Source organism: Lysobacterales bacterium, from assembly GCA_019634735.1.
GTDB lineage: Bacteria > Pseudomonadota > Gammaproteobacteria > Xanthomonadales > UBA2363 > Pseudofulvimonas.
In genome coordinates this window covers 237238-263240 of sequence record JAHCAT010000003.1, presented here as the reverse complement: position 1 = coordinate 263240, position 26003 = coordinate 237238, and the positions used below count along the sequence as shown (strand labels likewise).

19 protein-coding genes are annotated in these 26003 nt (G+C 69.5%); 7 read left to right on the top strand and 12 right to left on the bottom strand.

Annotated elements, in window-relative coordinates; genetic code table 11:
• Positions 1-14: 14 nt before the first annotated feature.
• From KF823_05050 to KF823_05030, 5 genes are all read right to left on the bottom strand, one after another.
• Positions 15-998, bottom strand: a complete 984-nt coding sequence (locus KF823_05050; protein MBX3725268.1) for a tetraacyldisaccharide 4'-kinase — start codon at positions 996-998, stop codon at positions 15-17.
• Positions 999-1162: 164 nt separating this feature from the next.
• A complete protein-coding gene (msbA, locus tag KF823_05045) occupies positions 1163-2932 on the bottom strand; it encodes a lipid A export permease/ATP-binding protein MsbA (protein MBX3725267.1) in 1770 nt (589 codons plus the stop codon).
• Positions 2929-3354 (bottom strand): biopolymer transporter ExbD, encoded by a 426-nt coding sequence (locus KF823_05040; protein ID MBX3725266.1) that lies wholly within the window; start codon positions 3352-3354, stop codon positions 2929-2931. Before KF823_05040 ends, msbA begins: the two co-directional genes overlap by 4 nt.
• A complete protein-coding gene (locus KF823_05035) occupies positions 3351-3998 on the bottom strand; it encodes a MotA/TolQ/ExbB proton channel family protein (protein ID MBX3725265.1) in 648 nt (215 codons plus the stop codon). Before KF823_05035 ends, KF823_05040 begins: the two co-directional genes overlap by 4 nt.
• A 238-nt stretch (positions 3999-4236) precedes the next feature.
• The gene (locus KF823_05030; GenBank protein MBX3725264.1) at positions 4237-6642 is read right to left on the bottom strand and encodes a DNA internalization-related competence protein ComEC/Rec2; all 2406 of its coding nucleotides are present in this window, start codon (positions 6640-6642) and stop codon (positions 4237-4239) included.
• 187 nt (positions 6643-6829) lie between these two features.
• Between KF823_05030 and KF823_05025 the strand changes: the two genes are divergently transcribed.
• From KF823_05025 to KF823_05005, 5 genes are all read left to right on the top strand, one after another.
• Positions 6830-7414 (top strand): DedA family protein, encoded by a 585-nt coding sequence (locus KF823_05025; protein ID MBX3725263.1) that lies wholly within the window; start codon positions 6830-6832, stop codon positions 7412-7414.
• Between the two features lie 88 nt (positions 7415-7502).
• Positions 7503-8690: an NAD(P)/FAD-dependent oxidoreductase gene (locus KF823_05020; protein ID MBX3725262.1), complete on the top strand. Its 1188-nt coding sequence runs from the start codon at positions 7503-7505 to the stop codon at positions 8688-8690.
• A 294-nt stretch (positions 8691-8984) separates the two neighbouring features.
• Positions 8985-10841, top strand: coding sequence for a cyclic nucleotide-binding/CBS domain-containing protein (locus KF823_05015; GenBank protein MBX3725261.1), 1857 nt, complete (start codon positions 8985-8987; stop codon positions 10839-10841).
• Entirely contained in the window at positions 10838-11521 is a 684-nt protein-coding gene (locus KF823_05010) for a 3'-5' exonuclease (protein ID MBX3725260.1), read from the top strand. Before KF823_05015 ends, KF823_05010 begins: the two co-directional genes overlap by 4 nt.
• A 77-nt stretch (positions 11522-11598) precedes the next feature.
• A complete protein-coding gene (locus KF823_05005; GenBank protein MBX3725259.1) occupies positions 11599-12270 on the top strand; it encodes a hypothetical protein in 672 nt (223 codons plus the stop codon).
• Positions 12271-12515: 245 nt separating this feature from the next.
• Here KF823_05005 and KF823_05000 read toward each other — a convergent pair whose 3' ends face one another.
• The 5 genes from KF823_05000 to KF823_04980 all read right to left on the bottom strand — a co-directional run bounded on the left by KF823_05000 (position 12516) and on the right by KF823_04980 (position 17840).
• Complete coding sequence (locus KF823_05000) at positions 12516-12878, bottom strand: hypothetical protein (protein MBX3725258.1); 363 nt, start codon at positions 12876-12878, stop codon at positions 12516-12518.
• A gap of 143 nt (positions 12879-13021) precedes the next feature.
• Positions 13022-14848: a cation acetate symporter gene (locus KF823_04995; protein MBX3725257.1), complete on the bottom strand. Its 1827-nt coding sequence runs from the start codon at positions 14846-14848 to the stop codon at positions 13022-13024.
• A 12-nt stretch (positions 14849-14860) separates the two neighbouring features.
• Positions 14861-15112 carry a DUF4212 domain-containing protein gene (locus KF823_04990; GenBank protein ID MBX3725256.1) on the bottom strand — a complete coding sequence of 84 codons (252 nt, stop codon included), beginning with the start codon at positions 15110-15112 and terminating at the stop codon, positions 14861-14863.
• Positions 15113-15768: 656 nt separating this feature from the next.
• Complete coding sequence (locus KF823_04985; GenBank protein ID MBX3725255.1) at positions 15769-16299, bottom strand: hypothetical protein; 531 nt, start codon at positions 16297-16299, stop codon at positions 15769-15771.
• A gap of 206 nt (positions 16300-16505) precedes the next feature.
• Positions 16506-17840: a hypothetical protein gene (locus KF823_04980; protein MBX3725254.1), complete on the bottom strand. Its 1335-nt coding sequence runs from the start codon at positions 17838-17840 to the stop codon at positions 16506-16508.
• A 378-nt stretch (positions 17841-18218) separates the two neighbouring features.
• Between KF823_04980 and acs the strand changes: the two genes are divergently transcribed.
• Complete coding sequence (gene acs / locus KF823_04975; GenBank protein ID MBX3725253.1) at positions 18219-20168, top strand: acetate--CoA ligase; 1950 nt, start codon at positions 18219-18221, stop codon at positions 20166-20168.
• A 51-nt stretch (positions 20169-20219) separates the two neighbouring features.
• Positions 20220-20879 carry a response regulator transcription factor gene (locus KF823_04970; GenBank protein MBX3725252.1) on the top strand — a complete coding sequence of 220 codons (660 nt, stop codon included), beginning with the start codon at positions 20220-20222 and terminating at the stop codon, positions 20877-20879.
• A gap of 20 nt (positions 20880-20899) precedes the next feature.
• On the opposite strand, the gene KF823_04965 is transcribed toward KF823_04970, so the two are convergent.
• The gene (locus tag KF823_04965; GenBank protein MBX3725251.1) at positions 20900-24421 is read right to left on the bottom strand and encodes a hybrid sensor histidine kinase/response regulator; all 3522 of its coding nucleotides are present in this window, start codon (positions 24419-24421) and stop codon (positions 20900-20902) included.
• 244 nt (positions 24422-24665) lie between these two features.
• Positions 24666-25847: a formate-dependent phosphoribosylglycinamide formyltransferase gene (purT, locus tag KF823_04960; protein MBX3725250.1), complete on the bottom strand. Its 1182-nt coding sequence runs from the start codon at positions 25845-25847 to the stop codon at positions 24666-24668.
• Positions 25848-26003 lie beyond the last annotated feature (156 nt).

Genomic DNA, 26003 nt, shown 5'->3' with positions numbered 1-26003 from the left:
GACCGTTGGCGCGATCACGACCGGCGGCAGGCCGTCAGCCTGGCGTGCAGGTCGGACACGACGCCCTCGGGCAGGCTGGCGGCCACCGGCAGGGCGTACCAGTCCGGTCCCGCGAAGGCCAGGCACTTCACTGCGTCCTTCTCGGTCATCAGCACCGGCAGGCCGTCGCCGAAGGCAAGGTCCTCGGGCCGATGGCGATGATGGTCGGGGAACGGATGTTCGATCACGCGCAGGCCCTGGCCGCGCAGGGTCTCGAAGAACCGTGCCGGATCGCCGATGCCGGCCACCGCGTGCACGGCCCTGTCGACGAATCCCGCCAGCGGCCGCCGCTTGCCATCGGCCAGCCTCCAGGGCTCGTCGGGCACCAGCGAAAAGGCGGTTTCGCCCGCCTGCGCCGCACCGTTGGCCAGCACCAGGTCGACCTCGGCCAGGCGCGCCAGCGGCTCGCGCAGGGGCCCGGCCGGCAGCAGGCGGCCATTGCCGAAGCGGCGCCGGCCATCGACCACGCAGACCTCGACATCGCGCGTCAGGCGACGATGCTGCAGGCCATCGTCGGCGAGCACGACGTCGACAGGGTGGCGCGCCAGCAGGTGACGGCCCGCGGCGACCCGGTCGCGCCCGACCACCACCGGCACACCGGTGCGCCGGGCGATCAGCACCGGCTCGTCTCCAAAGAGCGCCGGATCGCCATCGACGGGCACCTCGCGACAACCCCGCCCGCGACCGCCGTAGCCGCGACTGACCACGCCGGGCCGCCAGCCCAGGGCGCGCAGGCCTTCCGCCAGGGCGATAACCACCGGCGTCTTGCCGCTGCCGCCGACCGTCAGGTTCCCCACCACGAGCACGGGCACGGGCAGCGCCACCGCGCGCGCGGCGTCGCGCCGCGCTCGACGGCCCGCGAGCCAGGCATACACGTGCGAAAGCCCTGCCAGCCAGACGGGCACCGGCGCCTGCCGCCACCAGCGCGCCTCCAGCCAGCGTTGCGGGGCGGCGCTCATGCCATCGCCCGGGGCCCCGACCGTGCGCCGTGTATCGCGGCGCACCCTGGCAACGGCAGGGTGCGCCTTGCCCGGCTGCGCCCCGGCGCCCGTCTGCCCTGCCCCGGCCACGAGGCGGGCCCCGGAGGGCATGTCGAACGGGCCACCAGGCCATCCACGGTCGCTCAGCCCTCCGCGAACTGCAGCCGGTGCAACTGCGCGTAGGCACCCCCGGCGGCAAGCAGTTCGGCGTGCCGGCCACGCTCGACGATCGCGCCGTCGGCCATCACCAGCACGCAGTCGGCGTGCTCGATGGTGCTCAGGCGGTGGGCGATCACGAAGGTGGTGCGGTTGCGCATGACCCGCGCCAGGGCGTCCTGGATGAGTCGCTCGGACTCGCTGTCGAGCGCACTGGTCGCCTCGTCCAGGATCAGGATCGGAGCATCCTTGAGAATTGCCCGGGCGATCGCCAGTCGTTGCCGCTGGCCGCCGGAAAGGCGGTTGCCGCCTTCCCCGATCGGCGTGTCGAAGCCTTGCGGCAGGGCCTCGATGAACTCCAGGGCATTGGCCGCCGCCGCGGCCGCACGCACCGCCTCGCGATCGGCGCCGGCCAGTGCGCCGAATGCGATGTTGGCGCACACCGTGTCGTCGAACAGGACGATGTGCTGGGACACCCAGGCCACCTGCCGGCGCAGGTCGGCCAGCGCGTAGTCGGCCAGCGGCCGACCGTCCAGCAGGATGCTGCCGGCTTCCGGTTCGACCAGGCGGGGCAGCAGGCGCACCAGGCTGGTCTTGCCGCTGCCGGAGCGCCCGACGATGGCGGTCACGGTGCCCGGATGCGCCTCCAGGGTCACCCCCGACAAGGCCTCGCGCTCGGCACCCGGATAGCGCAGGCGCACGTCGCGATAGACCACCTCGCCGCGCACCCTTTGCGGCCGCAGGTTGCCACCATCGGCTTCCAGCGGCGCGTCGAGGATCTCGAACAGGCTCTCGGCGGCGGTCAGTCCGCGCTGCAGCATGTCCTGCACCGAGGTCAGCCGCTTCAGGGACGGCAGCATCGCCGACATCGCGATCATCATCGAGATGAAGGTGCCGGCGGTGAGCGTGCCCTGCCCGGCTTCGCGACCTGCCACCAGGATCAGCACCGCCAGGCCGATCGCGGCGGTCAACTGCACCAGCGAAGTGCTCAGCGACTTGGCGGCGCTGCCCTTCAGGTGCAGGCGCCGGCGCAGCACCGAGAGCTGTCTGTAGCGCGCCTCGGCGGCCTGCTCGCCGCCGTACACCTTGACGGTGTCGAGCCCGGCCAGGGTTTCGCCGGCGACCCGCGTGGCATCGCTCACGGTGCCCAGCATGCGCTGGCTGAGCTTGCGGAAGCGCCGGCCGGCGACCCAGACGGTGAGCGCGATCAGCGGCATCATGAACATCAGCGTCAGGGTCAGCTTGACGCTCTGCAGCAGCATCACCACGACCAGCGCCAGCACGGTCAGCGCGTCGGTGACGATGATCTTCAGCGACTCGGCGCTGGCCTCGCCGACCTGCTCGGCGTTGTAGGTCAGCCGCGAGACCATGTGCGCGCTGCTCTCGCGGGCGTGGAACGCCGCCGGCAGCCGCAGCAGATGGGCGAAGGCCTCGCCGCGCAGCGTCTCGACCACGCGTCGCCCGACGTAGGCCATCCCGTAGTTGGCCATGAACACGCCGATGCCGCGCACCAGGAACAGCAGCACCACGACCAGCGGCATCCATTTAAGGACCGTGGGGTCGCGGTCGACGAAGGTGCCGTCGATCAGCGGCCGCATCAGCCAGGTGAAGGCGCCGGCGGCGGCGGCCTCGATCAGCATGCCAAGCACCGCGGCTGCCAGCACCGGCCAGAACCGGCGCGTGTAGCCCAGCAGGCGCCGGTAGGCGCGCAGTACCGGGCTGCCGCCGGCGGCGTCCCGCGGTCCGGTGCCGGTCAACCGTCCTCCCCGGCCTGCACCGTGGCGAGCGCGATGCGGACGAAACCAAGCTGCCCCAGCACGTCGAGCGCGGTCACCACCGACTGGTGGCTGCTGGCGGCATCGGCGCGGACCACCACCGCCTGTCCGCGGTCGTCGCCGGCGTGGCTTTCCAGCGCGGCGCGCAGTGCCGCCGCGCTGCCGCCCAGCACCTCGCGACCATCGACGAAGTAGCGGCCCTCGGCATCGACGACGATCACCAGACCCTGGTTGGCGGCCGGCGTCGGCTCGGCGCTGGCCTCGGGCAGATCGACCCGCAACAGGGAGCGCTGTTCGAAGGTGGTGCTGATCATGAAGAAGATCAGCAGGGTCAGGATCACGTCGATCAACGGGACCAGGTTGAACTCGATCTCGTCGGCGTCCTGGGCGGGCGTGAAATTCACCGCGGCGCCCTCGTCGCCGGGGTGGACGGCGCCGCGGTGGTGGTGCCGGCCTCCAGCGCCTCCATCACCTGATTGGCCTCCCGGGCCAGGTCGAGCGCATAGTCGTGCACCCGGCCGCGAAGATAGCGGTGGAAGATGTAGGCGGGGATCGCGACGATCAGCCCGAACGCCGTCGACAGCAGGGCCTCGCCGATGCCGCCGGCCAGGCGGTTGGCGTCGCCGACGCCGACCTCGGTGATCACCAGGAACATCCGGATCATGCCGGATACGGTGCCGAGCAGGCCCAGCATCGGTGCGATGATGGCGATCGTGCCCAGGCTGTTGAGCCAGCGCGACAGGCCGTGCACCACCTGGCGCCCGGCGTCCTCGACGCGCGCCACCAGGTATTCATGGGGCCGGTGGCGCTCGGCCAGCACCGTGCCGAGCACGCGGCCGAGCGGCGAATGCCGGCGCAGGGCCTCGATGTGGTCGGCCTCGATGCGACGCCCCCGCACCAGGGTCACCACCTCTCCGGTCAGGCCGGAGGGCAGCACCGTGGTGCGGCGCAGCGACCAGAATCGCTCAAGCACGATGCCGAGCATGGCGGCCGACAGCAACAGCAACGGCCACATCGTGAAGCCGCCAGCGACAAACAGTTCGAACACGGTGAGCCACCCCTGAATGGACGGGCCGGATCATATCAGTGCGCCGGGGCCCGTCCGTCCAGGCGGGGCAGTGGATGCCGTACTGCGACCTCGGTCACGGACGCCGCGACTTTCCCGCTGCCGACACCGCTCGAGAGGCGCCGATGCCGCGCGGAGTCGGAACGAAACCCCGCTCCCTGCTCCCTGCTCCCTGCTCCCTGCTCCCTGCTCCCTGCTCCCTGCTCCCTACCCCCGCCCCCTACTCCCGCCAGATGCGCCGGTGCCGATCCCGCCAGCCCTGCCACTGTGGCCCCCGCCGGCCGAACCAAACGGACACCGCGCCCTGCTCGGCGGTGTTGGCCAGGGCGATGTCGCGCATTGCCAGCCGCTGCACGACGTCCCGGTGCGGGTGGCCGAAACGGTTGCGATGGCCGGCGGTGGCGATCGCCAGGCGGGGCGCCACCGCGTCGAGGAAGGCGGCGATGCTGGAACCCTGGCTGCCGTGGTGGCCCAGCACTAGGACATCGCTGGCCAGACGTTCGCGATGCAGGGCCAGCATGCGCAGTTCGGCGACCTCGCCGGCGTCGCCGGTGATCAGGGCACTGCCGCCGCGACCCTGGATGCGCAGCACGCAGGACAGCTCGTTGCCGCGCACCGGGTAGCGGGACGGCGGATGCAGCAGCTCGAAACGCACGCCGTCCCAGGTCCAGTGCAGCGACTCGTGACAGGGCGAAAGTGGAATGCCCGGCACCGGCTCGCCGCCCAGCACCGACTCGACCGCCACGGCGCGCAGCACGGCAGCCGCGCCACCGGCATGGTCGATGTCGGCGTGGCTCAGCACCAGCAGGTCCAGACGACGCACGGCCAGCGCTTCCAGGGCCGGCACCACGACCGCTTCGCCCAGGTCGTAGCCGCTGGGAAAGCGGGCGCCGGTGTCGAACAGCAGGGCGTGATGGCGGGTGCGCACCAGCACCGCCGTGCCCTGGCCGACGTCCAGGGCGTCCAGGCGGAACTCGCCATGGGCGGGGCTGGCCCGCACCGGCAGGAGCAAGGGCAACACCAGCAAGGGCGCCAGCCAGCGCATCCGGGCAGGTACGGGCAGCAGGCACAGCAGGGCGGCCAGAACCGCAGCCAGCAGTGCCATCGGACCGACCTCGGGCAGGGGGCTGGCCGCCAGCGGCGCGGCGGCCAGGCGGTCGAGCAGGGCCATCAGCCAGGCCAGGCTGGTGCTGGCGATCGCCAGCAGGGGCGTCGCCAGCCCCGGGGCCAGCGCCTGGAGCCCCACCCCGGCCAGCAGGGGCGGCACCACGGTGAGGCCCACCCAGGGCACCGCCACCAGGTTGACCAGGGGCGCAACCCAGCTCGCCTGGCCGAAAAAAGCGACCCCTGCCGGGAGCAGGCCGACCGCCACCGCCCACTGCGCGCGCGGCAAGGCCTGCCACCACGGCGCCCGACCCCCTGCGGCCAGCAGCAGGAAGGCGACCCCAAGGAAGGACAGCCAGGCACCCGTGGAGAGCAGCGCGAGCGGCTCCAGGATCAGAACCACGGCCAGCGCCAGGGCGAATGCCTGCCAGGGACCGGCGCCTCGGCGCAGGGCCAGCGCGAGGGCGGCCACTGCCAGCATCGCCAGGCTGCGCCGGGTCGGCGTCTGGAAGCCCGCCAGCGCCGCGTACACGGCGGCTGCCAGCAGGGCCGGCGGCAGCGCCCACAGGCGCGCCGGCGCGCGTCGCAGCAGAGCCGGCCAGCGCCGCACCAGCAGCAGCGCCAGGCCACCGGCCAGGCCGGCGACCATGCCGACATGCAGACCGGAGATGGCGAACAGGTGGCTGGTGCCGGTACGGCACAAGGTCGTCCAATCGTGTTCGCTGAAGCCGCGTCGGTCGCCGACCGCCAGCCCGGCCAGCAGCGCCGCCGGACGGGGCGCCGCGACCGCATTGCGCAGGCGCAGGGAAACGCGGTCGCGCCAGGCGTCCATGCCCCCGCCTGGCGTCAGCGCGGCATTGTCGGCATGGTTGCGGACATGGCCGACCGCGGCGATGCCCTGCTGCAGTGCGGTGCGTTCCAGGTCGAAGGCGCCAGGGTTGCCAAGGCCGCGCGGACGCCTCAGCCGGACCTGCAGTTGCCAGCGGGCACCCGGCGCCAGTTCCGGAAGCTCGCCCAGGGCGGGGGCATCGGCTTCGCGCAGACCGCTGAAATCCCGTCGCGGATACCAGGCCAGCCGCCAGCAGCCGCCCACTGCGACGGGCTCGGCCCCGTTCCAGGCCCGCTCGGGGCAGAACCGGAAGCGCAGTCCGTCGGCGGTACGCGCGGGCAACCCGTCGATTCGCCCCTGCGCGACCAGGTCGACGCCCTGCAGGTGCGACGGCAGTCGCAGGGCCAGCGCCTGGCTGGCGTGCCAGGACGACCAGCACAGCCCGGCCAGCAGACAGAGGGTCGCCCGCCAGAGGCGACCCTGCAATGCCAGCCATCGGTCGATGTACAAGGCCATTGCCGCGGCGGAAGCCGCCAGAATCGCCACGACCCTGACGGTCGGCACCGCTGTCAGCATCAAGGGCAGACCGGCACCTGTGGCGAACGCCAGCAAGTTGGTAACGGTGGCCGCCCACGGCGTGCGTGCGGCGGGCGCCGAGTCCGGTGCGGACGCTGCGGTGGCGACGGCGGGCATGGCGCATGCTTGCGCGTCACACTGCCGGACGTCGTCAGAACCGGGCGCGCGCCCGCCTGGGAGAATTCCGAACCGAACCCCGGAGGGCGCTGCCGATCCCGGATGCCGTGCGGCCAGGGTTCGCGGCGCCGGTGACATGCGGGGCATCCGGGCTAAACTGCGCCGCCCCGCCCTTCCCGCCATCCGCATGCGCGTGTTCTCCGCCCTCTACGACCGGGTCATCCGCCTGGCCCGGCATCGCCACGCCGAGGCCTGGCTGGGCGGCCTGAGCTTCGCCGAGTCGTCGTTCTTTCCGGTGCCGCCCGATGTGATGCTGGCGCCGATGGTGCTGGCCCGGCCGGAACGCGCGTGGCGACTGGCGACCCTGACCACGGTGACCTCGGTGCTGGGCGGCCTGCTCGGCTACCTGATCGGCTGGTTCCTGATCGACGCCGCCCTGCCGCTGGTCGAGCGAGCCGGCTATCTGCCGGCCTACCAACGTGCGGTCGACTGGTTCGGGAACTACGGTTTCTGGGCGATCCTGCTGGCGGGCTTCACGCCGATCCCCTACAAGGTGTTCACCATCGCTGCCGGTGCCATGGGCATGTCGCTGCCGGTCTTCCTGGTCGGCTCGATAGCGGGCCGCGGTGGCCGCTTCTACCTGGTCGCCTGGCTGTGCCGGATGCTGGGCCCGGTGTTCGAGACCCGCCTGCTGCGCTGGATCGACCTGATCGGCTGGAGCCTGCTGGCGCTGATCGCCCTGGGCGGTGGCCTGTGGTGGTGGCTGCGCTGATCAGCGGCAGGCTCGGCCGGGTGCCGGCCCGATCCCGAACGGGCCGGGCCGGCGCGCTGCGCAGGCAACAGGCGCCGGAGCCAGGGCGATGAGCCCGCCCCCGCCACTGGACGCAATCATCCTGGGCGGAGGCGCCGCGGGCCTGATGTGCGCCCTGGCCGCGGGCCGGCGCGGTCGCCGCGTGCTGGTGGTCGAGCATGCCGAACGGGTCGGCAAGAAGATCCTCATGTCCGGCGGCGGCCGCTGCAACTTCACCAACACCGGCACCACGCCGGCGCAGTTCCTGTCGGCCAACCCCCACTACTGCAAGTCGGCGCTGGCGCGGTACGTTCCCGCCGACTTCCTCGCACTTGTCGACCGTCACGGCATCGCCTGGCACGAGAAGGAGCTGGGCCAGCTGTTCTGCGACCAGTCCAGCAAACAGATCGTCGCCATGCTGCTGGCCGAGTGCGCCGATGCCCGGGTCCGCATCGAAACCGGCTGCACGATCCATGGGGTTCGCCAGCAGGGCGGCGGTTTCCAGGTCGACACGGCACGCGGCCAGTTCCACGCACCCTCCCTGGTGGTCGCCACGGGTGGTCTGTCGATCCCGCGCATGGGCGCGACCGGCTTCGGCCTGGACCTGGCCCGGCAGTTCGGCCACACCGTGGTGCCGACCCGGGCCGGACTGGTGCCGCTGACCCTCAGCGGGCGGCCACTGGAACACCTGGCCGACCTCGCCGGCGTCGCCACGCCGATCGAGGCGCACTGTGGCAAGACCAGCTTCCACAACCAGATGCTGATCACCCATCGTGGCTTGAGCGGCCCGGCGATCCTGCAGATCTCCTCGTATTGGCAACCTGGCGAGCGCCTGCGCATCGACCTGCTGCCGGGCCGTGACGCCGCCGAGTGGCTGGCGCAGCGCCGGCAGGCGCGACCGGACGCCCTGCTGTCCGGCGTGCTCGCAGAGGCGCTGCCCCGGCGCCTGGCGCAACGCCTGTGCGAGGCCTGGCTGACGGATCGGCCAATGCGGCAGCTGCAGCCGCCCGACCTGCGCCGGGCCGGGGCAGTGCTGGCCGACTGGCCGGTTCCGCCGAGCGGCACAGAAGGCTACCGCACCGCCGAGGTGACCCTGGGCGGCGTCGACACCGCGGGCCTGGACTCCGCCACGATGGCCTCGCGCCACGTGCCCGGCCTGCACTTCATCGGCGAGGTGGTCGACGTCACCGGATGGCTGGGCGGCTACAACTTCCAGTGGGCCTGGGCCAGTGGCCACGCCGCCGGCCAGGTGCTCTGAGGCCGCGACCGGCGTTGTCGCCCCCGGGCACCGGCCAGGTCGCTGGAAGAAGCCGGAACGGCCGGCACCGGGACCGCAGCGCCGCGAACCGACACTGACGCCTGGCCGCCACGACCCCCCTGCAGCGATCAGCACGCCCCGGACCATTGGCGGCCAGGCGCACCGCGCCCCCGCCGTTACCTCCCCCTTTGCTCCCGCTGCCGCTCCGCTCCCTATCACCCACCCCCCGCCCGCTGCTCCCCGGTCCCCGGTCCCCAGTCCCCGGTCCCCGGCCATTGAACCTATCATCCAGCCATGAACGACCCGCTCACCGATGTCGACCGGTTCCTGGCGCAGACGCCGCCCTTCGACAGCCTGGAGCCAGCTATGCGGCGCCGCGCTGCCGCCGCGTTCGAGGTGGTCTACCGCCGGAGCGGCTCCGTGCTGCTGGAGATCGGCGAGGCGAACCACACCCTGTTCCTGATCCGCCGTGGCGCCGTCGAGGCGCATGATCGGCACGGCACCCTGGTCGGCCGCTATGGGGAAGGCGACAGCTTCGGCCTGCAGTCCCTGCTCAGCGGGAAACCGGTGCGCTTCCGGATCTCGCTGATCGAAGACGGGCTGATCTGGCGCATGCCGAAGGCGGCATTCGACGCATTGCGCGCCGCCTCGCCCGCCTTCGACGATTTCTACATCCGCAGCCTTGAAGAGCGGCTGGTCAGCGCACTGCGCGAACACGAAGGCGCGGGTGGGGCCGCGGCGCTCTTCATGACACCGCTGAGCGAACTGACGCGACGCGAGCCGGTGCTCGCGTCGCCTGACACCCCGATCGCGCAGGCGGCGCGGACCATGGCCGAGCATGGCATCTCCTCCCTGCTGATCGGCAGCGAGGGCTCGGTGCAGGGCATCGTCACCGACCGGGACCTGCGCAACCGCGTGCTGGCCAAGGGGCGCAGCCCCGATGAGCCGGTGGCGGCCGTGATGACGCCGGAGCCGCTGACCGTCGATGCCGCCAGCCCGGTCCTTGCCGCGATCGTCGCGATGGCCGGACGCGGCATCCACCACCTTCCCCTGACGCGCGAGGGCCGTGTCGTCGGCATGGTGACGACGCGCGACCTGCTCAGTCTGCAGACCCATCACCCGCTCTACCTCGCCGCACAGATCCAGAAACAGGACACGGTGGCTGGCGTGGTCGACGCCTGTCGACGGATCCCGAAGCTGTTCGATCTGCTGCTGGCCTCTGGCATTCGCGCCGAGGAAGTGCCCAAGGTGATGACGACGATCACCGACACCGTCACGCGACGCCTGATCCGGCTTGCCGAAGCCGAACTTGGACCGGCCCCGGCCGCGTGGGCCTGGCTGGCCTTCGGATCGCAGGCACGGGAGGAGCAGAGCCTCAAGACCGACCAGGACAACGGCATCGTCTATGACGACGCGGCGCCGCCCGATGCCTATGGCTGGTTCGCCGCCATGGCCCGATTCGTCTGCGACGGCCTGGCCGCCTGTGGCTACGCCTACTGTCCCGGCGACATCATGGCGACCACACCTTCCTGGCGGCAACCGTTGGCCGGCTGGCAGCGCCAGTTCGCCGAGTGGTCGCGACTGCCCGATCCCCAGGCGGTGCTGGGCATAAGCATCTTCTTCGACCTCCGGGGCATCCAGGGCGATCGCGACCTGGTCGCCGGCATCCGCCAGGCAATGGCCGATTGCGCGACCGGGACCGGCAAGGCCGTGTTCCTCAGTGCGCTGGCGCGTGGCGCGACCGAGCACGACGTGCCCCTGGGCTTCTTCAGACGCTTCGTCCTGGAAAGCCGGGGCGAGCACAGGGAAACGCTGGAGATCAAGGCCGCCGGACTGATGCCGCTGACCGACCTGGTGCGCGTGCGCGCGCTGCAGTCGGGCGTCACCGCGGCGTCCACACTGGAGCGGCTGACCGCCCTGGTCTCGCGCGGCGCCCTGGCCCGCAGCGACGCGGACCGGCTGGAGGGCGCCTACCGGCTGCTCAGCGGGCTGCGCGTCCGCCTGCATGCCGACCTGCATCGCCGAGGCGAGGCACCTCACAATCACCTCGACGTCCGCCGCCTCAGCCATGCCGAGCGCGTCGCGCTGCGCGATGCCTTCGTGGTCGTACGCGAGGCGCAGCGCGCATTGACGCAGGATTTTCCGGCGTGAGCCTGTGGCGCTCGGCGCGACTGGCCTGGTCGCGTCGCCAGTGCAGGCTGCCGATCCAGCAAGAGACGCTGACCGCGAGGCCTCCGACCGCTTCGACCGGCTTCGACGAACTGGACATCGTCGTGCTCGATCTCGAAACCACCGGTCTGGACCCGCGGCGCGATCAGGTGCTGTCCGCCGGCTGGGTCTGTGTCAGTTCCGGTCGGATCGAGCTCTCCAGCGCGCAGGAAGTCCCGGTGCGCCCGCACGGCGAAGCCGGCGTCGGGCAGAGCGCCATCATCCACGGCCTGCTGGACAGCGATCTGGCCGATGCCTGCGACGAGCTGGGCCTGCTGCAGATCCTGTTGCCGATCCTGGCGGGGCGGGTCGTCGCCGCGCACGCGGCCGCCATCGAACGGGGCTTCCTGCGCGCCATGCTGCATCGGCACGGCGGCGTCGCTTTGCCGAATCCCTTCATCGATACGATGAAACTTGAACGCATGCTGCTCGAAGGTCGTGGCGAGCGCATCGAGGAGCGGGGCGACGCGCTCACCCTGGCCAGGGCCCGCGCGCGTCACCAGCTCCCAGCGCACAGCCAGCACTCGGCCGGCAGCGACGCGTTGGCCTGCGCGGAGTTGCTGCTCGCCCAGGTGGAGAACCTGGGAGGGCACGCGCGCGTGCGGCTCCGGACCCTGGTGTGAGAGTCTTTCGGAAAATTGCCGGAAGCCGCGGCATCGGTCAAAGTAGTGGCCCATCCGCTGGGAAACCCGGCCACCCCATGACCCAGGCCAACCGTCTCTTCGTCCGCCTTCGGGACGGCGCGCACGAACTTCTGGGCCAGTTTCGCAGCTACTTCGGCCTGGGCGGCAAGGTCCGGCCGGAGCCGATCACCGATACGGATGCCCTGCGCGCGTTCGTGTCCTCGCGCGCCAGCTTCATCGCCCAGACCAGCCTGTACGGCTACTTGCGCACGCGTGCCGGTCAGCGCTATCCCGACCTGTTCGAGAGCGATCCGTTCCTCGTCTCGATCAATCTCGCCAAGTGGCACATGTTTCTGGCCTGCCTTTCCGACCTGTCCGTCTATGCCGGCGGACTCATCGCCCGACGCACCGCGCTGTCGCCCGAACAGGTCCGCGAACTGATGCTCGCCCTGCTCGACCGGACCCTGGACGAAACCGGCCACCCCACCGACGCCGATGCCGAGTTTCCGGAACATGCGCGCCGGGTCCGCACCCGGATCGCACTGACCGACTGGCGGCGGGTCGCGGACGACGAGGACTGCTTCCAGGCCAGTCCCGAGGCACTGGTGCGCTGGGCTCCGGTGGTCAAGGAATTCATGCAACTGGACGAGTCGATCGTCCGGAACTCGGTCCGGTTCCATTGGCAGGAGGTCCGGGGGGACCTGCGCAAGCACCTGGACGCCCACTCGATCGCTGCCGCCCTGGGCTGACCCGATCCTGGGTTCACCACACCGGTTGGCAAGGCTTCCTTCGACGGGGATCGGCCGGACACCCTGTTGCCGTCTCCGACCGCCCCTCCAGGCCACCTGCGCAGTGGCAGGCGCTTCGTCGAGCGCGGGACGTGCCCGCGCTGGCTGGCTTCGCGCACCTGCGCGCCACCTGCAGCCACAGCAGTGGCTCGGGGACGCCGGCCCGCGCACCCGAACCGGGCACAGCGTCCCGGCACCGCCGCGCGTCAGCCGCCCCCGCGCAGCAGACCCAGCAGGTAATACATACCCTGCGCGATCTGCCCCTCGAGGGGGAACGACAACATGCCCATCACCGAATAGCCGAGCAGCCAGGGCATGACGTAAAAACGCGTGATGAAGAAGAACCAGGCCACGTACAGGGGCACCATGGGCTGGATCAGGAACTCGGGCGTGATCGGCTTGAACAGCTTGATCAGGGGATCGGTGACCTTGATGAAGAACCGGCTGAAGAAGAAGCGGCTTTCCTCGGGCAGGAACAGTCGCATGCCGAAGCGGCCGATCAGGGTCCACATGACCATGCCCAGCACGTAGTCGATCGCCACAGCGTAAAGCGGAACCCCAGTCACCATCCTGCCCACCCCGGTCTCAGGCCAAGTTCCGCCATGCTCTCACAACCCCAGGCCAGCGAAGAAAAGATGCCGGGACAGCAAAGCCGCCCCGGCATCGAAGAGTGCCCCACCCAGGAGACGGGGGTGGGGCGTGTTGGAGAACCTCAGCCCATCTTCGATCCGATGATGGTCTCGCCTCTGGGAATGCGGACCTCATCGACCATCCGCTGGATCTCCGGGCTCGGTTCGGGCGTCATCAGGGTCACCACGATCATCGCGGCGAAACTGGCAGCCACGCCGACCACACCGAAGCGCAGATCGTCCAACCCCAGCCAGGGAGTCATGCCATTGCGGACCGCGATCAGGTACAGCCAGCCCGCTGCCAGACCGACCACCATGCCGGCGACGGCGCCGGCCCGGTTCGCCCGCTTCCACCAGACCCCGAGCACCAAGGGCGCGAACAAGCCCGACATCGCAAAGCAGAAGGCCCAGGCGACGGCGCCGAGGATGCCGGTCAGCTTCATGCTCGCCACCGCCGCACCGGCGGCACCGATAACCAGCAGCAGGACGCGCGCCGTCATCAGACGCTTGCGGGTCTCGGCCTTGGGATCGATGATCTTGTAGTACAGATCGTGCGAAAGCGCGTTGGCCATGGCCAGCAGCAGGCCATCGGCCGTCGACATCGCAGCCGCCATGCCGCCGGCGGCGACCAGGCCCGAGATCACGTAGGGAAGACCGGCGAATTCCGGCGTCGCCAGGACGATGATGTCCGGGTTCAGGAAGAACTCGTTGACCTGCAGGATGCCGTCCGCGTTGGAATCTCGGATGGCCAGCAGGCCGATCTCGCTCCAGTTCTGCACCCAGGCCAGTGACTGCACGTCGGCGATCGCCTTGCCGAAGATCGAGGTCGCCAGGTTCGGGTCGAACAGGGACAGCTTGCTCAGCGTCGCCAGGGCGGGCGCGGAGAAGTAGAGCAGGAAGATGAAGAACAGGGACCACGCCACCGAGTTGCGCGCCGCCTTCACCGAAGGCGTGGTGAAGTAGCGCATCAGGATGTGCGGAAGCGAAGCCGTGCCGACCATCATGCAGAAGGCCAGGGTGGCGAACTGCCAGGCCGCAAGCGCGCCCTCGCGGGGTGCAGCGTGCAGAGTGGTCAGCACGCCCAGGCCCGGCACCGCTTCGGCCGCCCTCGCGCCGACGCCGAGCAGCGGCTCGAGCTCCGTGATGCGCGCCACCGCCGGGCCGTACTGGAACTGCGGGAACCAGCCGAAGCCCTGTACACCCGACATCCAGACGATCGGCAACAGGTAGGCGATGATCAGCACGATGTACTGCGCGACCTGGGTCCAGGTCACGGCGCGCATGCCGCCGAGCATGGAACAAACAAGGATGCCCAGCAGACCGAACCACACGCCCACCTCGAACGGGATCAGGAATGCGCGCGCGGCGATGGTTCCCGTTGCGGTGATCTGCGCGGTTACGTAGGTGAACGACGCCACGATCAGCACGACGATGGCGCAGAACCGCGTCAGCTTGCCCCCGTACCGGGTACCGATGAAGTCCGGCACGGTGTAGCAGCCGAATTTGCGCAGGTACGGCGCCATCAGCGTCGCGACCAGGATGTATCCGCCTGTCCAGCCCACCACGAAGGCCAGATAGGGGTAGCCGGCCATGAACACGCCGCCGGCCATCGCCACGAACGAGGCACCGGACATCCAGTCCGCAGCCGTCGCCATGCCGTTGAAGACGGGCGGCACGCTGCGGCCGGCGACGTAGTACGCCTCGACCGCCATCGTTCGCGACAGGATGCCGATGAAGGCGTAGATGGCCACGGTGAACGCCACGAACGAGATGCCGATCGCGCTGGCACTCATGCCCATGCGCTCGCCAAGCGCCATCAGTCCGAAGAACAGCAGGAACCCGCCCGTGTAGACCCCGTAGATCTTGGGCAGATTCTCGATAAAGGATTTCCCTTCCCATTGCATAGCCATGACGGTCTCCTGCTAGTCTTCCTGAACGCCATGCTTCACATCGATCGCGTGCTGCTGCCTGTTGAACAGGAACAGTTGCACGACGAAGACGATCAACGAGCCTTGCGCGGCGAAGTAGTAGCCCAGAGGCCAGCCAAAGAAGCTGATCCGGTTCAAGTCGGTCGCGAACCAGTGGATCACGAACGAAAAGATGAACCAGACGACCAGATGGCCGAGCATCAGGTTGCGCGTCTGACGCCAGTGTTCGGCGAAGTTGGTGGTCATGTGAGGTGCTCCTCCCTGCGATGGATCGCCCCGGGATCGCCCGTCCGGACAACGGGCGACGTGGATACAAGTGTGCTGCCCATGGCTGGCCGCTGGCCTCCCTCGTGCCGGATTCGACGGATGCGTCAGGCAGCCATCGGCGCGCCGGCGAACTGGGGCCGGACTGGCGCGCGTTCGAGGATCGCGCGCGGGCACGGGGCCGACAATTCGACTTTGGTCGCGTCAGGCCAGCATGGGCGCCTGGATCCGGCATGCCCGCCCGACGGGGTCGATGCTCGGCTCACCCTCGCAACCGGATCGCCACCGCCAGACAGGCCGGGGTCCCAAAAGGGTCATGGCGTTGCGGGCAAACCCCCGGAGACGGTCCAGCCGTCCGGACTCTGCTGCCGCGGCCAGGACGAGCATGCCGGCACCCCGCAGCTTGCGGTTGCCGCACCAGTGTGCGCCACCGTCAGTACCCGCCTGGACGGTCTGGGCCGGCCCGGGCATGTCCTGTGTGCGCGCAGCCAGGCCGTCGAGATCGCTTCGTGATGCGGGCGGCGGACCGTTGGACGGTGAAGGCGCAGCCGACGCCACGTCGAACAGGCCAACGGGGGCGGTCCGCACCATGGCGCGAAGACCGGCGACCGCAGTGGCGGCCGCATGGGTTAGCCAGGTCAGCCCTGATCGGCTTGCATCATACGGTTGCGCATCCGTTCCGCCGCGCCCGGTCCGTGCATGGCAGCCACCAGGTCGAAGGCGCGTTGCAGTTGGGTCATGAATTCCTGCTCGTTCGGGGCGCTCTCCAGCCGCATCGTCAGCATGTCGGCATCCGGCCCCATGAAGTCGTGCAGGAGTTGACTGGCCCGGACCCTCAGCTCGCGCCAGTCCGCACCCCCGGCAAGCCCCCCAGCCGCCGGCAGGCCCGTGGCCGCGGGGGAAGCCGCTGTCGCCGCCGCTGCCGAGGATTGCGCGCCCTGGCCCAGCGACTCGACCAGTCCCCTGGTGGCCAGGTCATCGATCAGCTCGGCGATCTGGGCCTCGGCACCGCCCGCACCGAAACGCTTGCACAACTCGCCGACCGTCAGCCTGCCGTTGATCGAGATCAGAATCGCGCGCTGTCGCGGCGTGAGCGGCAAGGTCCGTCGCTGCATGGCCTCCCGGCCAAGTTCGGTCTTGCCGAGCACGGTACCCGGTGCCAATGCCATAGGAGCCCTCCCAGCTCACCTGCTGGCTCCCAGTGTGTCGCAAACGCGATCCGGATCACAGACCCCCCTGACGAGTGAGGGGCCGCCCCCGGGTCGCGGCGTAGGGACTGGGGCAGAGGGGGATGGGGAGATGGCGGGGCGGGAGGGTACGCCCTCTTGGCAACCGGCTGGCGATGCATCCGCATCGCCAGCCGTCGGCCTTCCCCCTAGAAGCTGTAGCGGGCGTGGAAATGCAGGCGATTCAACTCGCCTGAATCGCCGCGTTCGAGCGTGCGCTTGCCCCAGATCCCCTCGATGCCCAGATCCAGCCTGGGCAGGATGGTCCAGATCAGGTTGGCATGCCAGCTCTCAAGGCGCTTGGTGATGCCCAGACCGGTGAGGTTCGCATCGTTGTCGTACTCCGCGCGCGAGTAGAAAACGTTGCTGCGGAACTTCGGGTTGAACACATGCTGCCATGCAACAAAGCCGGCGAGGCTGTCGATGGGCTCGAGCTGACCATTCTGGTCGATCACGGCATCCGTGGTGGCGGATAGCCCGATGTAGCGGTTGATTCCGCGCCCGCCCGTTATCATGTAACGGAGATTGTCGCTGGTGCCCAGGTTGTAGCGGCCCGAAACGCTGATGCCGTAACCCGGCGCACTGTCGTCGATGCCGGCCGCGGGATTCTCGTAGCGGAGCGAGCGCAGCAGGGCGGCTGCGCTGAAGTGTCCCCAGCTGCCACGCATCTGGTAGCGGGCGGTGAAGTCGGGCAGCACGTTGTCGCCGGTGAGCAGCCGAGTCGCATTGCCCTGGTAGGGCGTCAGCACGGTCTCCGGATTCTCGAACGAGAACGACCATGGCCCCTTCGTGTAGCGCAACTGCGACTGCCGTACGAAGGTGGTGGCGTCAGTGGGCCCGACGAAGTCGACTGCATCCGGCAGGGCCGCCACGTCCTGGAAGTTGGACCAGGTCTGACCGGCCAGCCAGCTGCGCCAGGTGGCGAACGCGTGACGGACGGTGACACCGTAGGTGTTGGTCGCCGCCTCGTTGCCAAGCGCACCGCCGAACAGGTCGAACTCCAGGTAGCCACGCAGCTTGTCGCCCGAGTCGAGCGTCGTGTCCGCGGCGAACCAAATGCGCGAGAACTGCGCATGGACATCGAGGTAGGGGTTGCTGTCGCCCTGACCGCCCACCGGGATGGCCTGGGGAAGATAGAACAGGCGACCCGCGCTGCCATCCGCGATCTGCCCGTCGTTGGTGTCGGTGAGCATCGCGTCGAGCTTGATGAAGCCGCCGAACGTGAAGTTGGCCCGCGGCGTCGAGCCGGGCACGATCGTGGTGGCCTGCACCGGCTGTGCGCCTTCGGGGGCCGCCGGCAGCCGGTCGAGCCGCGCAGCCTGGACCTGCTGCTCGCTGCGCACAGCCTCCTGCTCCCCTTGCAGGCTCTGTTGCTGGGACAGCAACTGCTGCACCATGGACTCCAGTTGCGCGACACGCGCCTCCAGGTCGCGCTCTCGGTCGGTCTGGGCCCAGGCGCCTCCGCCCGCGAGCACAGTGCTCAGCGTGGCGGCCAAGGCCAGTCGTTTCGGAGTGCCACTGCGATTCGGGTTCATCAGCCAGTCCTCCCCAGGGTTTGTATGCGGCACTGCGAGGTGTATCGCGAAGCGCCCCACTTCGCCCATTCACCTTTGGTCGTAGCGGCAGGAGACCGGCTTGGCCATGGCAGGGTCGATACGGCAGCGCAGCATGCGATGCGTATCACACTCGGTTCGGCAGGCTCCGGTTTTCAGCTGGAAAATCCGGCCGCCTCCGATGGCGTGGTGCTGCGACGCGACACGCCCGGCGCGGTGCGACCAAAGTCTAATTGGATGCCAGGTTCGGCTAGCCGCATGGTGTGAACCACCCTGCTCTCTCCCGCAGCGGACGCCACGGAGTGCACCATGAGTTCCGAGACCTTGTTTCCCGTACGGCCGGATTTCGCCCGTACCTGCCGGATCGACGGCAGCGCCTATCGCCGCCTCTACCAGGAGTCCGTCGACGACAACGAAGGCTTCTGGCGTCGCGAAGGGCAGCGCCTGGACTGGATCGAGCCCTACACCGTGGTCAAGGATGTCTCCTTCGACGCATCCGACCTGCACATCCGCTGGTACGCCGACGGCGTCCTGAACGTTTCTGCGAACTGTCTGGACCGCCATCTGGCCGAACGCGGCGACAAGACCGCGATCGTCTTCGAGCCGGACGATCCTGGCACCCCGGCCGAGCGGATCACCTACCGCGAGCTGCATGCGCGGGTCTGCCGCCTGGCCAACGCACTCAAGACCCTTGGTGTCGGCAAGGGCGACCGGGTCACGATCTATCTGCCGATGATCCCCGCGGCGGCGGAGGCCATGCTCGCCTGCGCGCGAATCGGGGCCGTGCACTCGGTGGTGTTCGGCGGCTTCTCACCGGACTCCCTGGCAAGCCGGATCGTCGATTGCGGGTCGCGCGTGGTGATCACCGCAGACGAGGCCCTGCGCGGCGGCAAGCGCGTCCCCTTGAAGGCCAACGTCGACGAAGCCCTGGCCAATCCCAGCGTCGGTGACGTGGACAAGGTGCTGGTGGTGCGTCACACCGGCGCCGACGTCAACTGGCTCGACGAACGCGACGTCTGGTACCACGAGGCCGTTGCAGGCGCGGCCGGCGACTGTCCGGCAGAGCCCATGAATGCCGAGGATCCGCTGTTCATCCTGTACACCTCGGGTTCGACGGGCAAGCCCAAGGGCGTGCTGCACACCAGCGGCGGCTACCTGGTCTACGTTTCCCTGACGCACGAGCTGGTTTTCGATCTGCGCGAGGACGATGTCTTCTGGTGCACCGCCGACGTCGGCTGGATCACCGGCCACAGCTATGTCGTGTATGGGCCGCTCGCCAATGGCGGAACGACGGTGATGTTCGAGGGCGTCCCGAACTTCCCGGATTTCAGCCGCTTCTGGCAGGTCTGCGACAAGCACCAGGTCACCATCTTCTACACCGCACCCACGGCGATCCGCGCCCTGATGCGGGAGGGCGATGCACCGGTGAAGCGTTGCTCGCGCGCCTCGATCCGCCTGCTCGGCACGGTCGGCGAACCCATCAATCCGGAAGCCTGGCTCTGGTACCACCGTGTCGTCGGCGAGGAACGCTGCCCGATCGTCGACACCTGGTGGCAGACCGAGACCGGCGGAATGCTGATCTCGCCCCTGCCCGGCGCGACCGCCCTGAAGCCCGGGTCGGCCACCCAACCGCTGTTCGGCGTGCGGCCCGCCCTGGTCGACGCCGAGGGCGCGATTCTCGAGGGCGCCGTTTCCGGAAACCTGGTGCTGCTCGATTCCTGGCCGGGCCAGATGCGCACCGTGTACGGCGACCACCAGCGCTTCATCGACACCTATTTCCGCACCTACCCGGGCATGTACTTCACCGGAGACGGTTGCCGCCGCGACGAGGACGACTACTACTGGATCACCGGGCGGGTCGACGACGTGATCAACGTCTCCGGCCACCGCATCGGCACCGCCGAGGTCGAAAGTGCGCTGGTCGCCCATGCCGACGTCGCCGAAGCGGCGGTGGTCGGGTTTCCCCACGACATAAAGGGACAGGGCATCTACGCCTACGTCACCCTGGTCGCCGACGCGCAACCATCCGACGAGTTGCGCAACCAGCTGGTCCGGACAGTGCGTGCGGCGATCGGCCCGATCGCCACGCCCGACCACATCCAGTGGGCGCCGGGACTGCCCAAGACGCGCTCAGGAAAGATCATGCGCCGGATCCTTCGCAAGATCGCCGCCAACGAGCACGATCAGCTCGGCGACACCAGCACCTTGGCCGATCCAGCAGTGATCGACAGCCTGGTCCGGGAGCGGATGGTACGCTGACCCGGGCAGACCAGCGCTGAGCGCGATCCGCCACCCTGCCCTGCGCCGAACATGGACATTCTGATCGCCGACGACCATCCGCTGTTCAGGGACGCCCTGAAGCGAGCCGTCTCGCGGGTGCTGCCTCAGGCGGCCCTGCACGAGACCGACAGTGTGCCGGGCCTCCAGGATCTCGCCGAGGCGCATCCCCACGCCGACCTCCTCCTTCTCGACCTCAACATACCGGGCGCGCAGGGTTTCAGTGCGCTGGTCCATTTCCGCAGCCATTACCCGCAGCTGCCGGTCGTCGTGGTTTCGGCCCGGGAGGAGTCATCGACCATGCAGCGTGCCATCCGTCTCGGGGCAAGCGGCTTCATCCCGAAGTCGGCCTCGCTCGAGACCATCGCACAGGCGCTGACGGAAGTGCTCGAAGGAGCGGTCTGGCTGCCAGGCGACCTGGTCGAGGATGGCGAGGCGGACGTCCGGGAGAACGACCTCGCCGCCCGGATCGCCGAGCTGACCCCACAGCAGTTCCGGGTTCTGGCCATGCTCGGCGAAGGGCTCCTGAACAAACAGATCGCCTGGCAGCTCGGCGTTTCCGAAGCGACCATCAAGGCCCATATGACGGCGGTGCTCCGGAAGCTCGGCGCGACCAACCGGACCCAGGCGATCCTCATGGTCAGGCGCCTGTCGCTGGACTCCGCGTCGGACGGAGGCGCCAGCCTTCCCTGAACGGACCGGCGGTTGGCGGCCTATCGTGGGTGTCGCCGGACCTTGAGTGTCGATACGGCCGCGAGCTGGGCACGCAGCACCGCAGGTTTCAGCGGCTTTCGCATGACCACGATCCCCTCGTCGCGCGCGCGCTGGGCGAGCGCCTCGCTGGTATCGGCCGTGATCAGGGCCGATTGCGGCGGGGATTCGGGCCAGCACCCGAGCAACTCGCGGAGCGCATCGATCCCGTCGACACGGTCGTGGAGGTGGAAGTCGACCAGCAGGACATCCGGTTTGCGATCACGGCACAGGATCAAGGCCCTGTCGACCCGATCGGCAAGCATGGGCTCCGCACCCCAGCGCAGGAGCAGCGAGTGCATGCCCTCGAGAATCGACTGGTCGTTGTCCAGGCAAAGCACGCGCAAGCCGGCCAGTGAGCCGAACGAATGACCGGCAGCCGGACGCTCGGTACGCCTGACCGGGGCCTTCGCGCCCGGCACCCGCACACTGAACCGGCTGCCCCGCCCTGGCACGGAATGGACGGTCAGGTGGGCGCCGAGCAGGCGGCAGATGCGCTGGCAGATGGAAAGGCCGAGGCCAAGCCCCTGCTCGCCCCAGGGGGAGTCCGCGCCGAGCCGGAGGAACTCGTCGAATATGTGCTCCTGGTGCTCGGCTGGAATGCCTGGCCCGGTGTCGAGGACCTGGAATTCCACATCCCCCCGACGGCGACGGCAACCCACCACGATCCGGCCACTGGCGGTGTAGCGCAGGGCGTTCGCGATCATGTTCTGGAGGACGCGACGCAGGAGCCGCCGGTCGCTGTGCACGCCGCACGAGCACGAATGGATGCGCAAGCCGATGCCCCGCGCCGCGGCGAGGCCGGAGAACTGTTCGCGCAGCGAGACCAGGAGGTCGTCGGCGGCGAGGTCGACGACCTGCGGCCGCAGCCGGCCCGTGTCCAGACGGGAGACGTCGAGGAGCCCGTCGAGCAGCTCTTCGGCGGCACGCAACGAAGTGTCGATGCGCTCGGACAACCGCTCCGCCTCCTCGTCCTCGAAGGGATGCTCGCGAAGGGAGGAAGTGAACAGACGGGCGGCATTCAACGGTTGCAGCAGGTCGTGGCTTGCCGCGGCGAGAAAGCGCGTCTTGCTGAGATTGGCGGACTCCGCCTCGCGTTTGGCCCTGGCTTCGGCGTCCAGCGAGCGGGTCAGCGCTCGGGTGCGTTCGCTGACCCGCAGTTCCAGGGTCTCGTTGGCCTCGCGCAGCGCCTGCTCGGCGAGCTTGTACTCGGTGATGTCGGCGAACGTCATCAGGTACCCACCGCCCGGCAACGGCTCGCCCCGGCTCTCGATGACCCGGCCGTCCGGCCAGTCGCGAATATGGACATGGGCGCTGCCCTGCTGCAGGTAGGCCAGCCGCTTCTCGACATGCTCGGCGACGCTGCCCGGACCCAGCAGCCCACGCTCGGCGTTCAGGGCGATCAACTGGGCGATCGGCGTTCCCACGGCGACGATTCCGTCGGGATAGTCGAACAGCTCGATGTAGCGTCGGTTCCAGGCCACCAGGCGCATCCGGTCGTCGACGACGCTGATGCCCTGCGCCATGTGCTCGAAGGTGACCCCGAGCAGCTCGCGGTTGAATCGCAGCTCTTGCGATGCCGTGTCCAGCAGGTCGACGACCTGGGCCAGGTCTAGGCCGCTGCCGCTCAGGGCGCCCGCCAGGACATGGCGGGCGGTTGCGGCACCGATCGCACCGGCAAGCAGACGCTCTGTGAACTGCAAGAGTGCGCGGTCCGGACGCCCTTCGAGGCCCAGCGGCACATCGCGCTCGGCCAGGTGTTCGTCGAAGGCACGGCGGACGAAGGGCTCGCCGAGAATGCGCGCGGCGAGCTCACGAAGATCGCCGACGGTGAGGCGCCCGACCGCCAGGTCCGGGGACTCGGTCGGCTGCTGGCGGTAGGGATCCAGGAATCGGGTCGCCTGCAGTCGTTCGCGCAGGCCGATCCGCCACCGCAAGGACACCAGGACCAGGGTCAGGGCGTTGACCGACAGCGACCAGAACACGCCATGCGTGATCGGATGCCAACCGCTGAGCCCGAACAGGGCTTCCGGGCGCAGCAGGGACAGCTCCAGCGGACCTGTGAGCAGCCAAGCCTCGGGCAGCCATCCGGCACGGGCCACGGTCGGCAGCAACAGCGTGTAAAGCCAGACGGCATAGCCGCCCAGCAGCCCGGCAAGCACGCCCTGACGGGTCGCACCTCCCCAGTAGAGACCGGCGAGCATCGCCGGCATGAACTGCGCGACGGCGACGAAGGCAAGCAGGCCGGTCGCGGCAAGACTGTCGCTCTGCGCCGTTATCCGGTAGTAGGCATAGCCGAGCGTCGCCAGTGCGACGATGGCGAAGCGGCGCACCCACAGCACCAGCCGCGAAAGGTCGCCTCGCTGTTCAAGGTGCAGCTTGCGCAGGCGCAACAGCAGGGGCATCACCAGGTCGTTGCTGATCATGATGCTCAGCGCGACGCTGGCGACGATGACCATGCCGGTGGCGGCGCTGAATCCTCCGATGTAGGCCAGCAATGCCAGGCCGTGCTGGCCCTGGGATAGGGGCAGCCACAGTACGGCGGCATCGGCGCTCAGCCCGGACCCCTGCAGGAGCGGCCAGGCCGCCAGCGCGATCGGCGGCACCAGAAGACTGAAGACCAGCAGATACGCCGGAAACCACCAGCGGGCCTTGCGCACGTCGCCGACGTCCTCGCACTCGACGACGCCCACCTGGAACTGCCTCGGCAGGCACAGCATGGCGCAGAAGGCCAGCAAGGTCTGCGCCAGGAAAGCGCTGGGCCACTGCAGGCGCTGGATGGGCAAGGGCTGCCCGGACGGAGGCAGCGCCGTCGCGCCGCCCGGGGTCAGCAGCAACCACAGGGCATACAGGCCAACCGCGACGAAGGCGAGGAGCTTGACCAGCGACTCAAGGGCGATGGCCAGCATCATCCCGTGGTGGTGCTCGGTGGCGTCGATCTGGCGCGTGCCGAACAGGATCGCGAACAGCGCCAGCAGGGCCGCGATCCAGAACGCCGTGTCGGCCAGCACCGCGGGCGCGGCGCCTTCGGCCTCCGACGTCGCCGAGAGCACCTCGATGCTCATCGCGACCGCCTTGAACTGCAATGCGAGGTAGGGGATCGCCGCCGTCAGCGCGATCAGCGCGACGGTCACCGCCAGGCCCTGCGACTTCCCGAAACGGGAGGCGATGAAGTCGCCTATCGAGGTGATGTTCTGGTCCTTGGCGATCAGCACCAGGCGCTCGATCAGGCGAGGGCCGAACAGGAAGAGCAGGATCGGACCCAGGTAGATCGCGAAATAGCCCCAGCCGCTGCTGATCGCACTGCCGACGGCGCCGTAGAACGTCCAGGACGAGCAGTAGACCGCCAGGGCGAGGCTGTAGACGATCGGACGCAACCAGACGCGGTTCGGGTACAGCGGTCGGCGATCGCCGAAGTAGGCCACGGCGAACAGCAGCCCGACGTAGGCCACCGAGACCAGCAGCAGTACCCAGTTTCCTATCACTGCGTGCGATACCCCTCGAGGCCGCAGCCATGGCACGCGCCGGTCGGCGGATGCCCGGCAGTCCCGCGCCGACGCGCCCCCAGGACGGGTATCCGCCCTCCCCGGGGCAGTCTACGCTGCGAACCGGCCCGGTCAAGGGCGGCGACCGACCGATCCTCCCCTGCCCGCCTCGCCGCGGACCGTCCGCAGCGGCGATTCGGCCACGGGATGCCGCAATGCCGGCGCCCCGTGGCCTGGGCCAGGGTCAATCCAGCGCGATGGTCAAGGCGGCAGCCGCCGCGCGCGCCTTCGAGCGCGCCTGTTCGAGATCGTCGCCGCGAGCCAGCGCCACGCCCACCCGGCGCTTGCCCTGCACCACGGGCTTTCCGAACAGACGCAGCTCGGTGTCCGCGTCCGCCAGTGCGGCGTCCAGCCCGGAAAAACGAGGACGACCCTGGCCCTCCGCCAGGATCGCCACCGAGGCGGCAGGACCACGCTGCCCGATGCCCGGTATGGGCAGGTCGAGTATCGCGCGGACGTGCAGGGCGAATTCGCTCAGGTCCTGGCTGGCCAGGGTGACCAGGCCGGTGTCGTGCGGGCGCGGCGAGACCTCGGAAAACAACACCTCGTCGCCACGCACGAACAGCTCGACGCCGAACACGCCCTGGCCGCCCAGGGCATCGGTGACCGCGCGGGCGATCTCCTGGGACCGCGCCAGTGCGGTGTCCGACATCGGATGCGGCTGCCAGCTCTCCCGATAGTCGCCGTCGATCTGCAGGTGTCCGATCGGCGCGCAGAAGGCGGTACCGCCGGCATGGCGCACCGTCAGCAGGGTGATCTCGTAGTCGAACGGCACGAAACCTTCGACGATGACCCGGCCGGCGCCCGCGCGGCCGCCGCGCTGCGCATGCTCCCAGGCCAGGCCGATGTCGTCGGCGCTGCGCACCAGGCTCTGTCCCTTTCCGGAGGAGCTCATGATCGGCTTGACCACGCAGGGCAGGCCCAGGGCCTCGACCGCGGCACGATAGGCGACCTCGTCGTCGACGAAACGGTAGGGCGAGGTCGGCACGCCCAGGCTTTCCGCAGCCAGCCTTCGGATACCCTCTCGGTCCATGGTCAGCGCGGTGGCGCGCGCGGTGGGCACCACGCGCAGCCCCTGCGCCTCCATCGCCACCAGGGTCGCGGTGTGGATGGCCTCGATCTCGGGTACCACCAGGTTCGGGCGTTCGGCCTCGATCACCGCGCGCAGCGCGGCGGCATCCAGCATGTCGACGACATGGCTGCGATGGGCGACCTGCATGGCCGGCGCGTTGTCGTACCGGTCCACGGCCACCACCTCGACACCGTATCGCATCGCTTCGATCGCCACCTCCCGACCCAGCTCTCCCGAACCGAGCAGCAGCAGGCGGGTGGCGGTATCGGTGAGCGGCGTTCCGATCTGGACCATGGCGGGCTCCGGCAGGGCGGGTCATTGTAGTGCGCAGACCTGCGCCGCCACGCAGGATGAACCCCTTGAACGGGAGGCCTCCGCGGTCGCCGGCTGGCGCGGCGCGATGGCTCGACGAGGCGTCGAATCCTGCCGTTGTCATCGGGCGCGCCCCGG